The sequence below is a fragment of the Clostridioides sp. ZZV14-6009 genome (assembly GCF_020658095.1).
Lineage (GTDB): Bacteria > Bacillota > Clostridia > Peptostreptococcales > Peptostreptococcaceae > Clostridioides.
Genome location: NZ_JAGWDG010000005.1, coordinates 143673 through 157121 on the forward strand (window position 1 = coordinate 143673; position 13449 = coordinate 157121).

Below are 13449 nucleotides of genomic sequence, written 5' to 3' on the forward strand. Positions count from 1 at the left end.
GAAGCTAAAGTACGCATAAATATTGTTTTATGTGTTTTTTTGTGCGTTTTTATGTATCGTATATTTTTTAATAAAACTTCTATAAAGTTAGAAATATAGTGAATTTTTCAACTTATTATAGAAAGTCACTTTTAGAAAAGTGACTTTTAGATTATAGTTTTTTCTAAGTTTACTTATGGTTCTAATTTGTTATAGAATTTTATATAAACTTCTATTTCATCAGAATCTTTTGGAATCTTCCCCAAATACTCACAGTTTTCTTTATGCTCTTTTCTAACCTTTTCAGGAGCATCTGCATATGTAAATGATATAAAGCCTATTATTGCTCTATTAGTAGTTTCTGAGTAATCCAAATCTTTAGGTAATACATTTAAATTAGCAATACTAGTTGAATTTACTTTTAAAAAAGTAATAGAAGATAATAAACATAAAGTTAATGCCATTAAAATACCATTTTTATATTTTTCATTAAACATATTCATTACTCTTTTTTTAATATCAGATTGTTTATGTAATCCAGCCACAAATTTATTTGAAATATTTGAACCTCTTCTCATTGCATTTATAATTGTTAGAGCATAATCTTGTTTTTCTTCTTCACTACGTTTTTTTAAAACCCTCTCATCACAATAAAGTTCACAATCTAAATCTATATGTTTGTCCATTATATATACAAATGGATTAAACCAATATACTATTTTTAAAAATAACATTACATACTTTAGACAAAGGTCTCTACTCTTAAAATGCATAAGTTCATGCCTAAAAATCCAATTGAGTTCTTTTAAATTATAGTCATGTGGTGGCAAAAGTACACATGAATTAAAAAATGCTGGTGTTTCAACTTCATAAGAATACTTTAGTTTTATATCTTTTGTTATATTAAATTCTTTTAATATATCTTTATAAAGATTTATTATTTCTTCATCCTCAACATCATAGGATAAATCATTTATTAAGTTTTTAAGTTTTATGTATTTAAATATAGTATAAATTAAATATATTACTACAGTTATAAGCCAAGCATATAATAAAATATTATTCTTTAAATTTGAAACATTATTAAAGCCCTCTAAATTTATATTATTAATATTGATATTTTCTTTGCTTCTCAAGATATTTATTGTAAAGGTATAGTATGTAAAAGGTAGCAACAGCTTAATAACAACTATCATCCATATGTAATAATTAAATTTTTTACTAAATCTTTTGAATACATTTTTCTTGAAAATCAATATCAGAAAAATACTTAAACTACTTACTATAACAGTTCTAAAAATCCCATTTAGAATTGAATTAACCATATATTTTCACCTAACTTATTTATTAGTATTTTGTATTTAAATTTACTTAATTTTTAAGTTTTTCATATTTTCTATTGTTTTTGAAATTACAGAATAAACATCTATTTTGCTTGCTTAATATTTATTTTATATTTATATAAATATTCTATTTTAGATTAAATTCACACTTTTTTGATTTTGTCAAAACTCTATTCCTACCTAAAATATATTTACTTTATTGTAGATAATTTTTTTATTTTTAAGAGTTTTCACAAACTACAATTTATTAAATAATCTCTATTTAATTATAATTTAACAGTAATAAATTAGCAATTATCAGTAATTAATTAAAGTCACTCTTTTATAAACTTCATAATATTGTACTATATAATAGCTAAATATCTTTATTCATATAATATTATACAAATAAAAAATGACTCAAATTACTTTGAATCATTTAACTTTTAATGTCCTTACAAAGAGCTTCTTTTTTTATATCTTAAATAATTATATTATTTATTAAAAATAAATTTTAATACCATTAATTGAAGGTATTTCATTTTCAGACTAAAGTATACATAAATATTATTTTTTGTTTTTATGTAAATTTTATATATAATATATTTTTATAAAGATTATTAATAAAAAGAAATCTTAATAATAGTGAATTTGAAATTTAAATTTTCTTGCTTTAATTATAATGTTAATTCATTATAAGCCCCTGATGGAATCTCTATTTTATCAGAATCTTTAGGAGTAATTCCTAAAGCTTTACATTTTTCTGCATATATTCTTCTAACTTTTTCAGGCGCAGTCGCATATGTATACTCAACAAAATCTCCAAGACTAGCTGCTTTACCGATATCAATTTTTTTACATACATTTTTAGGTCTATCTAAAGGAACATTATACTCAATAATACTATCTGAATCAAACTTGATGAAAGTAACTGATGATAATAAACATATAATTAAAGCTATTAATATACCATTCTTATATTTTTCATTAAACATATTCGTTACTCTCTTTTTAATATCAGATTTCTTATGTAACCCAGCTACAAATTTGTTTGAAGAATTTGAGCTTCTTCTCATTGCATTTATAATTGTTAAAGCATAGTCTTTTTTATCTTCTGTACTAAACTTTTTTAAAACCCTCTCATCACAATAAAGTTCACAGTCTAAATCCATATGTTTATCCATTATATATATAACTGGATTAAACCAATAAACTATTTTTAAAAACAACACTACATATTTCAAACAGAGGTCTTTACTCTTAAAATGCATAAGCTCATGTCTAAAAATCCATTCAAGTTCTTTTAGTTTATAATCATGTGGTGGTAAAAGCACACATGAATCAAAAATGCTGGTGTTTCAACTTCATAAGAATATTTTAACTTTATATCTTTTGTGATATTAAATTCTTTTAATATACTTACATAAAGATTTATTATTTCTTCATCCTAAACATCATAAGATAAGTCATTTATTAAGTTTTTTAGTTTTATGTATTTAAAGATAGTATAAGTTAAATATATTATTACAGTAGAAATCCAAACATATATCAAAATACTATTACTTAAAGTTGAAACACTATTAAAATGTTCTAAGTTAATATTATCAATATTGGCTTTCGTTTTATTTCTTAAAATATTAACTGTAAAGGTATAATAGGTAAATGGAAGTAACAACTTAAGAACTACTATTAACCATATATAATAATTGAACTTCTTACTAAATCTTTTAAATATCGTTTGCTTAAAAATTAATATTAAAAATATACATAAACTACTCACTATAACTGTTCTAGAAATCCCATTTAGAATTAAGTTAGCCATCAACTCTCTCCTATCTCATTTGAAACATATTTAATTTAGAAATATATTTATTTTTATTTAATATTTTTTCAATTAAGTTTATAAAACTATTTTTATTTAATTATATCTTATTCATAATTAGTGCGTCAATTGACAAGAATTAGTTTAAGTTATAATATATAGACTCTATCTAAAACCTACTAATATTACATTATAAGTGTTTTGAAAGTAAATAATTTTAATTACATCAACTTTAGTTTTATTGATTATAGTTGTATTTAATTTTTTTGCATAGATTACATTAATATATCTTACAAAATAAAAAATGACCCAAATTATTTTGAGTCATACAACTTTTAAGGGCTGTACATAGTACAGCCCTTTTATATATTAAATAATTATATCCTATTATTTATTAAGAGTAATTCTAGTACCATCCTCTTAATTTCATAGCTTCAGCAACTCTCTTAATTGAATGCATATAAGCAGCTTCTCTCATTGTAACATTGTATTCTTCTTTGATTTTCCAAATAGATTCAAATGCTTTAACCATAGCTACTTCTTCTTTTTGCTCTACTTCTTCTTCTGACCAGTAGTATCCATATAAGTTTTGTACCCACTCGAAGTAAGAAACTGTAACTCCACCAGCATTAGTTAATATGTCTGGAGTAAGAACTATTCCTCTTTCAGCAAATACTTCGTCAGCTTCTGGAGTAGTTGGTCCATTAGCAGCTTCACAAACTAATTTAGCTTTTATAGATTCAGCAACTTCTTTAGTTATAGAGTTTTCTAATGCAGCTGGTATTACTATATCAACATCTGAAGCCCAGAACTCTTCTAAAGATATTCTCTTAGCTCCTGGGAAGTTTAATAAGTTACCATGTTCTTTCATATGGTCTAACATAGCTTGACCATCTAAACCATTTTCATTGTATATAGCATAAGAACCTTCTGATTTGCACCATTCAGCCATAGCTACAACAGTACCACCAAGTTTTTCACAGTTAAGAACTGTGTAAGAACCAACGTTTCCTATACCTTGAACAGCTAATTTAGCTTTTTTCATATCTATTCCTAATTTAGCAGCAGCTTCTCTTGCAGTTACAGCAACACCAAATCCAGTAGCAGCTGTTCTTCCTAAAGAACCACCAAATTCAACTGGTTTACCAGTTAAAACACCTATAGCACTTTGTCCAGTTAATTTATTATATTCATCAACCATCCAAGACATTATTTGTCCATTAGTGTTTACGTCTGGTGCAGGAACGTCAACTTTTTCACCTATTAATTTATATATTCCATCTATGTATCCTCTACTTAATCTTTCTAATTCACCTTGAGATAAAGTTGATGGATCTACTATTATTCCACCTTTACCTCCACCATATGGTATACCTGTTACAGAACATTTGAAAGTCATCCATATAGATAAAGCTTTTACTTCGTCTCTTGAAACATTTGGATGGAATCTTATTCCACCTTTTGTTGGCCCTACTGCATCATTATGTTGTGATCTAAATCCTTTAAAAGTTTTTATAGAACCGTCATCCATTTTTACTGGAATTGAAACCTCAATAACCCTCATAGGTTCTTTTAGTAATTCATAAACTGCTGGTTCCATACCTAATTTATCACATGCATTTTTTACTTGAGATTGCGCCATCTCGAAGACATTTACATCTTTTCCTGACATTTGAAAGCCCCCTTATAAATACGTTATAATTATGTATACTCCATTTAGAAAAACCATTTCCTAAATTTACAGTTTAATTATAGCACACTTTATTGCAAATTAGTATATCATTTTCTCAGTTTATTTTTTAACATGGGAGGAAGTTTATTTTTTTAATTTTATGAATGTTAATATCTATTTTTTGTACATTAACTAAAGTCATTCTCTCAATAGACTTTTTTATTATATGTTGCATACTTTCAATTTTTTTTATAACTTCTAAATCATTGATATTTATACTTACAAAAATATTCATAAAATTGTTGCAATTCTCTATATTGGTTTTATTTATTCTATCAATGCTTCCAAAGTTGTACACTTCATATTCAATTATTTGTTTAATTACATCTGCATCAATATAAACTTTGCCAACGTAACTAAAAGTAGGTCTTATAATTGTCTTTTCTAAAACCACCATATTTATATTATTTCCTTTTCTAAAAAACCTTTTCAATGGATTTATACTAAGACCACTTGTCATATTTTTTATTTCAACTGCTGGAACAGGAATTACATGATTTCCTTCTTTTCTAGATTGTTTTGCTATTTCTATTTCATATTTAGTACTTATATCTTGAATATTTATAAATTTATAAACTTTTCCGATTGATAATCTCTCTACAATCTGATTAATCATTTTTTTTGAAGTTCCTATAACAAGAACCTTATTTATGTTTTCTTTTTCTATTACCTCTCTAACCTTTTGCCGATGTTCTAAATTATAAAAAATAGCTCTTTTAACTGCCTCAATAGTAGTCTTTGCTTGTTTTGCTGATATACCTGCTAAAACTTTATTTCTATATATTAAAATCCCATCATCAATTATATAATCTATGTCATTTTCATATGCAAACTCTAGTGCCTTATAACTTTTTCCTGTACCACTTGACCCAACTAAAGCATATACTTCCATTTGATATCTCCTTCATTAAATAGTTTCAAACTAATTGCTTCAAAACTTTATTATTAATTAAAATTATTATATCATTACTAATTGAATATTATATCCAATACTAAAATTTATAAAATAAAATATCACAAGATAAAATTCCTTTATAAAATAAAAAGTTCATTCAAGTAAAAATTAACCAAAAAAAAATTTTACTTTTTTAAAAAAAGGAATATAATATACTTTAAGCAAGGAAAACTTACTGGATTTACATTAAAAGGAGCTGGTAATATGAACATTACAAAAAATTTTTTAAAAGACTATTTAGAAAGATTTAATGAAACACCATTTCTAGTTAGGCTTAAAGACGGGGAAGAATTTCTAGTTGGAGATAGCTCTCCTCAATTTAAAGTTATTGTAAATAATGATATTAGCAAATCTGAATTATTAAAAAGTACATCTTTAGCACTTGGAGAAGCCTACATAAATAGAGACATTGAGGTTGAAGGAGATTTATTTTTAACCTTAAATCTACTTCTAAAACAGATAGACAAATTTAATATTGATAACTCAGCTGTAAAACATTTGCTACATTCATCTAATTCGATGAGACATCAAAAAAAAGAAATACACGCTCATTATGACATTGGAAATGATTTTTATAGTTTATGGCTAGACAAAACACTTAGTTATTCTTGTGCATATTTTAAAGATGATAATGATAATCTTTATGATGCTCAGGTTAATAAAGTTCATCACATATTAACTAAACTAAATTTAGAAGAAGGTATGAGTCTTCTTGATATTGGTTGTGGATGGGGATTTCTATTAATAGAAGCAGCAAAAAAATATAAAATTCATGGTGTGGGAATTACACTTAGCGAAGAACAATTTAAAGAGTTTAATATTAGAATTAAAGAAGAGAATCTTCAAGATTACCTTGAAGTAAAACTTATGGACTATAGAGAACTTAAAGAATCAAATCTTACATTTGATAGAGTTGTTAGCGTTGGTATGCTTGAACATGTTGGCAGAGAAAATTATGAGCTTTTTATTAAAAATGTAAATGCTGTCCTAAAAGATAGTGGATTATTTTTGCTTCACTATATAAGTGGCTTAAAAGAATCTTATGGAGACCCTTGGATAAAAAAATATATTTTCCCTGGTGGAGTTATTCCTAGTTTAAGAGAAATGATACATATTTGTAGCGATTATAACTATCATACTATAGATGTTGAAAGTTTAAGATTACATTATGTAAAAACTTTATTATCTTGGCATAAAAACTTCTATGATAGTCTTCCTAAGATTAAAGAAATGTTTGATGATAAATTTATAAGAATGTGGGATTTATATCTTTGTTCTTGCGCTGCTGCTTTCAATACTGGTATTATAGATATACATCAGATACTTTTCACTAAAGGTATCAAAAATGATTTACCTCTAACTAGAGATTATATGTATTCTTGTTCAAAATAGGTACTTTTATAAATTAATCAAAATTTGAACTTAATTATAAAAATAGAGCTATATTTAAGTAAAGCTTTTATAAACTAAAATCTTTTATCTTAAAATAGCTCTATTTATTTATAAGTTTTAATTCAGCTATTATACACTGTAACAAAACTCTCCATTTTCTTTTATGTTAAAGAAGTCTGCATAACATACATCAAATATCCTATTTTCTAAATCAGATATTTCAACCTTATTTTTTATCAAATGAGTTAATACACCTACATATGAAATATCTCCTTGTATAACTGCTCCATAGATTATATTATCTTTAAAAATAAACTTTTTATAACAATCATTTCCATGTCTAGTTAATACTTTATAACTATCATCTACAGGTGTATTCATGCCTATAGAAATGGTTGGTATATCCATAAAATTCATACTATTTTTAAAAGCAAATTCATCTTCTATCTTTTTATCTTTTCCAACCATATTGTGTGCAGCTATAATTCCTTGTTTTACAGCTATAGGCCAGATGGCATTTTTACCTACAACATCCCCTGCTGCATAGATATCTTCTTGTGTTGTTTGACATCTATCATCTATTATTATGCCTCTGTCATATTCTATTCCTGTTTCATCCAAAAAGTCAGCATTAGGTTTCACTCCTGTAGCTACGATTACCATGTCTGCATCAAGAATTTCTCCGTTTGAAAATGCAACACCTTTAACATCTTTGCTATCATCTAAAATAATTTCTTGTATTGATGCACTTGGATAAAATTTTACGCCTTTTTCTTTAAATTTATTTTCATATACTGATGCTGTATATTCATCTAATTGTCTATCTAAAATATATTTTTCCATAAAGGCCACTGAAATATCTAGCTGTTCATATTTAAATAAACCAATTAAAGCATCTATCCCAACTAGTCCTGCACCTATTATAACAACTTTCTTCGATTTTTCTGCCTTCTCTTTTATTTTATAAATATCATCTATGTTTCTTACAGAGTATACAAAATTTCCTTCTCTTAAATTCTTTATAGGAGGAATAGCAGAAGATGCACCTGTAGCTATTAAAAGCTTATCATAATTTACAGTGACATCTTCCATTTGAACTAGTTTTTTATCTGTGTCTATTCCTTTAACAGTTTTACCTGAAATCCAATTTATATTGTTTTTCTCCATAAAGTCTTCATCAACAAAGTTTATTTGTTTTAAAGTTCTGTGTTCAGATATAACATGATGTAGCATACATCTTGAGTATATATTTTCATCTTTAGAAATTATCACTATACTAGAATCTTTATCTAATTCTCTCAATGTTTTTGCTGCATTTATACCAGCAGCACTAGCCCCTAACACTACATAATTCATCATTTTCCTCCTTCTGTAATTCAATTGCCCCACTTGGACAATTAGCTACACATCTAGGATATTCCTCATCTTTACATAAATCACATTTAAGTACATTTTTCTTGCTTCTATCATCTGGTTTTAATAATCCATATGGACAAGACATCACACACATATAACATGAACCACATTTTTCTTCATCATATGAAACAATTCCACTTTGACTATCTTTATGCATTGCACCACTCATACATGCTAAGGCACATTCCGGTTCATCACAGTGTCTACAAAGAATTGGAACTGGATTATTATGTTTGCTATCTAGTTCTATATGCCCTCTACTATCATTATCTATATTTTCTAAATCAAGAGTATACATGTCATAATCTTTATTATGCTTTAACATACAAGCTAATACACAACTTTTACAGCCTGTACATAAATCTTTATTTATAAAAATTCTATGCATTACATTCCACATCCTTTAACCCTAAATTTTTTCTTCTGTCTATTATTATTTGTTCTAATTGATCAGCTGAAGATTTAGGATCTGGATTCACTATAACATGTCCTCCTGTTAAGTCTTTTAATTTTTCTGTTAATACCTCTGTTACTAATTTTCCTCCTGTTATAAATGGAGGTAATGCTAAATGAAGAGGTAAACCAAGAGCAAGTCCAAAAGCTCCATCAGCTAATGCTTGTTCTTCTAACCATTGTGGAGCTGAAAGCACTAATGGTAATTGTGGTAAATCTATTCCAAGCTCAGCTGCTAACTCTGTTGCTACTATTTCAAGTCTTCCTATAGCTAAACATGGCCCAAAGTTTAATACTGGTGGTATTCCTAAAGTCTTACATACTTCTTTTAAGTTTTCTCCTGCTAATTCTTCTGCTCCAGGTGACATAAGACCAACATTTTCTAATCCTCCAGTAGAACATCCTGCTGAAAGTACTATAATATCTTTTTTAATTAACTCCTTAGTCAATTCAACAGTATTTACATCATGACCTCCTGCTGTCATATTTGAACATCCTACAACAGCTGCAACCCCTTTAATTTTTCCTTCTGCAATTAAATTAATAAGAGGTTTCCATGAATCTCCTAAAAATGCTTTTAGATTCTTTTCACTTACACCAGTTAAAGACTGCTCAAATCCATGGTCTTTTGGTATATCTATTTCAACACTTCCTCTTCTATCTTTATAAGATTCTAGTGCTTTTTGTATTAATGAATTACTAAGTTCATCTAAATTGCTTCTATCTAATTCTATATATTCTGCATTTGCTTTTTTAGCAACATCATCTAAGCAAACCATTTTTACTTTATATTTATCTGCTATTGGCTCAAGTCCAGGTATAGTACAGTTAAATTCAGAAAGAACTATATCTATTGCTCCAGTTGATAAAACAGCTTCACTTGTAAAGTTGTTACCAGCATGACCAGCAAATACTTCTTGGTAATGTTCTCCTCTTAATTGTAAATCTTGACCAACACATGTACATCCTACTAATTTAAATCCTTTTGCCCCAACAGATTGAGCTAATTTTATAACATCTTCATCTTTTAATCTGTCTTGGAAATTTGCAAATGTTGAATGTTGATGACCTGTTATCATTATATTTATGTAGTCTGGGTCTATTACATTAAATCCTACAGGAGCCATTCTTATAACTGGTTCTCCTAACATAACATCATTTAAAAGATTAGTTAGAGTAAGACCATATAACCCTGTTGATATTCCTAAATTTAAACAGTTGACTAACATGTCTACTGGGTCACTGTTTAAATTTGTTGATGATTTTACTATTGCATCAAACACTTCTGATTTTGCACCACCAGGCATTATACCTAACTCTTTCCATTTTTTTACTCTAGGTGCATAAGCTATTTTTTCTACTAATTCCATCTTGTCATCTCTTGATTTATATAAATCATTTATAACTTTATCAGCTACTTTTATACATTTATCGTATTTTTCATCACTTTCTATTCCAAACATCTCTGCTAATTGATTTAATGTTTTTTCTCCCTTAATAACACCTTTAGTTATTCCAACATTTTTTAAATTCTTAGCTGTATTTTCTACCACATGTAAATAACAAGCTGCCCCTGATGCTACTGCTCTTAAAAAGTTTCTTGCTACTATAGTATCTGCATCTGCTCCACATATACCTCTTGGTGACTTTGGAGTTACTCTACATGGTCCATTTGAACAGAGTCTACAACAGACTCCTTGAAGTCCAAAACCACATTTAACCTTTTGATCTTCAGTTCTATGAAATGCTGTTTCAACATCCTTTGAAGCTACAAAACTTTCTAATTTCTTGTCTGCGCTTTCGCACATTTTACAAGTGTTACAAGCCATTACAAATTCCCCCTTATATTTTTATATTAAAAAAGTAGATTTAATAGCATTATAGTGATTGACTACAATTTAACTATTAAAATCTACTTATTTGATACCACGTTTTCCCAAGCTTCAAACAAAATATAAATTATTAAAATAAATATATATATTTATTTTTTTTTACACTTTTAATTGTTCAAATCTTTACTTATTTTTTCTAGCTTATTTAAAACCCTATCCTTCTCACTTCCATCTAGTACTTTTGGTTGATAATTATTTCTAGAGCTACTAGATGTTATTGCTGTTGGTATTATATTTGGCTCTTTAATTGAAGATAGTTTATTATCTGAGAAGGTAAAAGTTTGTTGATATATATAACTGTCTGTATCAGAAGGATTCTTGTTTCCTCCAAAACAAAAATTTCCTAAACTATAGGCTATATACTTATCTTTATACTTTTCTATACCTTGAACTACATGAGGATGAGAACCTATAACTAAGTCTGCACCCTTATCTATCACATAATGAGCGAAATCTTTTTGTTTTTTATCTGGAGAATATTCCAGCTCTATTCCCCAGTGAAAATAAACCATAACAACATCTGACTTCTCTTTTAGGGCTTTAATCTCATCTTCCATTTGTTTTAAGTTTTTTTCATTGTATTCAGTTGACAATCCATTATATCCCAATAAACCTACTTTAATTCCATTAACATCTATTAATGCATCTTTACCTAAAGCAAAGTAATTTATCTTATTTTCATCCAATATGAACTTAGTGTCCTTCATACCTTCCTCAAAATAATCCTCTGAATGGTTATTCGCAACACTTACTGCCTCTACACTTCCAGACTTCAAAATGTTTATATATTCTGGTTTGCCTTTAAATGCAAACTTCTTCTCCTTCGCCTTTGATGCATTGGTAAGAGGACCTTCTAAGTTAACTACTGTCAAATCATCTTTTTCAAATATAGGTTTTACATTTTTAAGAAAATAATCATAGTCCTTTCCTTGTCTTTCAAATTCATGGTCGAAACTACCATAGTATGATGAACCTTTATAGTTTCCCATAGTTACATCACCAGCAAAACTTATAGTTATATCTTTTATTATAGGCTCTCTTTTTTGTTCTTCAACCTGACTTTGGTTATTATTAGAATCTTTTTTAATATTGTTTTCTTTATTCGAATTATTAGAACACCCTACTACAAGCAACAATAAACTCATAATACATATGTAAACTGACTTATTTTTCATATTAAATCTCCTTTAAATCAACAAATTCTTAATAAAATATACTCTTTAAGAGTATAACATTTTTAAATGTACTACATACATAACTTTTAAACTTTAATTTTATTTTTAAGGTAAACTTCTCTAAGATAAATAAAAATATAAGCAGATTAAAATTTATTGTAAAACTTTAAAATAAGAATATCACAATAAAGTTTTTATTGTAGAATTAATTTAATTGTTATATTCAATAATATTTGTTATAATGTTATTGAATTACAATACATATAAAAGGGAGGATTTCAAAATGGCATATAAAATTACTGACGCTTGTATAAGCTGTGGTGCTTGTGAGGCTGAATGCCCTGTTAGCTGTATATCAGCTGGAGACGACGCATATGTTATAGATGCTGGTTCTTGTATAGACTGTGGTTCTTGTGCAGGAGCTTGTCCTGTAGATGCACCTCAACCAGAATAATAATTGGTTATTCATAAAGAGACTGTCTTAATTTGATTTTATCAATATTAATCAGTCTCTTTTTATTATGCATAAATTAAATAACATTTATTTTTAAATATCATCACTTTACTCCATTAAAATAAAGCATTTATTTCTATTATATAAATTTAATAATATTGTATATAATCCTTTGCTGTGACTCTTTCATTGCTATGTATAAACCTAATATTTTTAATTTGATGTTTCTTTTCCTTCTTCATAAAATCTTTCGTATTTGCTAAAACAATCAAGGCATACCTTCTTGCTATCTTGAATTCTTATATATTGCTCAGGTGCAAACTCTCCACACACTTCACATTTAAGAGACTTAAATATTCTTGCCTTTTCTGGAAGTCTTAATTTTGTGTCTGTAATTTCAAATATATCTTCAAATTCACTTTCTAATAAGTATTTTTTATACCCTTCTCTATCCATATCAAATGGTTTTGATTTCACATATATTCTTATAGACTTTCCATTTTCCCTATTAAAAAAATGGTATACTGATTTACCTGTCATTCTAAGCAGCAAATTCCCTTTACCCATCGTACAACTTAATACCACTTGTATACCATCTATTCCACATGCATCATTTTCAGAAATACATACAATCTCTTCATCCCCTGACTGATTACATTCCAAATATTTTCTCGCTGCAAGTGCCGCTTTAAATCCTATAGCTAGACCTGGACATTCATGACCATGAAATTCAATAGCTTTTTGCCATAACTCTTCCACTAATATCACTCCCTTTATATTAAGTTTACTTCTATATTATATCAATTTTAGCTTTTATATTTTAAAAAGCCAGATGATTTAATATTAAATCTTCTGAC

12 protein-coding genes are annotated in these 13449 nt (G+C 27.2%); 2 read left to right on the forward strand and 10 right to left on the reverse strand.

Annotated features, from left to right (window positions below):
- Window positions 1-173 precede the first annotated feature (173 nt).
- The 5 genes from KGF36_RS09245 to KGF36_RS09265 form a co-directional block, all read right to left on the reverse strand.
- A complete protein-coding gene (locus KGF36_RS09245) occupies window positions 174-1304 on the reverse strand; it encodes a M56 family metallopeptidase (RefSeq protein WP_227850259.1) in 1131 nt (376 codons plus the stop codon).
- Between the two features lie 674 nt (window positions 1305-1978).
- The gene (locus KGF36_RS09250) at window positions 1979-2635 is read right to left on the reverse strand and encodes a M56 family metallopeptidase (protein WP_227854687.1); all 657 of its coding nucleotides are present in this window, start codon (window positions 2633-2635) and stop codon (window positions 1979-1981) included.
- A 113-nt stretch (window positions 2636-2748) separates the two neighbouring features.
- Window positions 2749-3123, reverse strand: coding sequence for a M56 family metallopeptidase (locus tag KGF36_RS09255; protein WP_227827834.1), 375 nt, complete (start codon window positions 3121-3123; stop codon window positions 2749-2751).
- Window positions 3124-3529: 406 nt separating this feature from the next.
- Window positions 3530-4795: a Glu/Leu/Phe/Val family dehydrogenase gene (gluD, locus tag KGF36_RS09260; RefSeq protein ID WP_227434603.1), complete on the reverse strand. Its 1266-nt coding sequence runs from the start codon at window positions 4793-4795 to the stop codon at window positions 3530-3532.
- A gap of 127 nt (window positions 4796-4922) precedes the next feature.
- Window positions 4923-5747 carry an ATP-binding protein gene (locus tag KGF36_RS09265; protein WP_227854688.1) on the reverse strand — a complete coding sequence of 275 codons (825 nt, stop codon included), beginning with the start codon at window positions 5745-5747 and terminating at the stop codon, window positions 4923-4925.
- 267 nt (window positions 5748-6014) lie between these two features.
- On the opposite strand from KGF36_RS09265, the gene KGF36_RS09270 reads away from it, so the two are divergent.
- Window positions 6015-7202, forward strand: coding sequence for an SAM-dependent methyltransferase (locus KGF36_RS09270; protein ID WP_227827836.1), 1188 nt, complete (start codon window positions 6015-6017; stop codon window positions 7200-7202).
- Window positions 7203-7331: 129 nt separating this feature from the next.
- On the opposite strand, the gene KGF36_RS09275 is transcribed toward KGF36_RS09270, so the two are convergent.
- The 4 genes from KGF36_RS09275 to KGF36_RS09290 form a co-directional block, all read right to left on the reverse strand.
- Window positions 7332-8558 carry an FAD-dependent oxidoreductase gene (locus KGF36_RS09275; RefSeq protein WP_227854689.1) on the reverse strand — a complete coding sequence of 409 codons (1227 nt, stop codon included), beginning with the start codon at window positions 8556-8558 and terminating at the stop codon, window positions 7332-7334.
- Window positions 8533-9006 carry a 4Fe-4S dicluster domain-containing protein gene (locus KGF36_RS09280; RefSeq protein ID WP_227854690.1) on the reverse strand — a complete coding sequence of 158 codons (474 nt, stop codon included), beginning with the start codon at window positions 9004-9006 and terminating at the stop codon, window positions 8533-8535. The genes KGF36_RS09275 and KGF36_RS09280 overlap by 26 nt, the downstream gene beginning before the upstream one ends.
- Complete coding sequence (gene cooS, locus KGF36_RS09285) at window positions 8999-10900, reverse strand: anaerobic carbon-monoxide dehydrogenase catalytic subunit (RefSeq protein WP_227839780.1); 1902 nt, start codon at window positions 10898-10900, stop codon at window positions 8999-9001. Before cooS ends, KGF36_RS09280 begins: the two co-directional genes overlap by 8 nt.
- A gap of 170 nt (window positions 10901-11070) precedes the next feature.
- On the reverse strand, window positions 11071-12138 hold the full coding sequence (locus KGF36_RS09290) for a CapA family protein (protein WP_227854691.1): 1068 nt from the start codon (window positions 12136-12138) through the stop codon (window positions 11071-11073).
- 283 nt (window positions 12139-12421) lie between these two features.
- Here KGF36_RS09290 and KGF36_RS09295 point away from each other — a divergent pair, with 283 nt between their 5' ends.
- Window positions 12422-12592, forward strand: coding sequence for a DUF362 domain-containing protein (locus KGF36_RS09295; protein WP_009888017.1), 171 nt, complete (start codon window positions 12422-12424; stop codon window positions 12590-12592).
- 213 nt (window positions 12593-12805) lie between these two features.
- Here KGF36_RS09295 and KGF36_RS09300 read toward each other — a convergent pair whose 3' ends face one another.
- Window positions 12806-13360 carry an FmdE family protein gene (locus tag KGF36_RS09300; RefSeq protein WP_227827841.1) on the reverse strand — a complete coding sequence of 185 codons (555 nt, stop codon included), beginning with the start codon at window positions 13358-13360 and terminating at the stop codon, window positions 12806-12808.
- Between the last annotated feature and the right edge of the window lie 89 nt (window positions 13361-13449).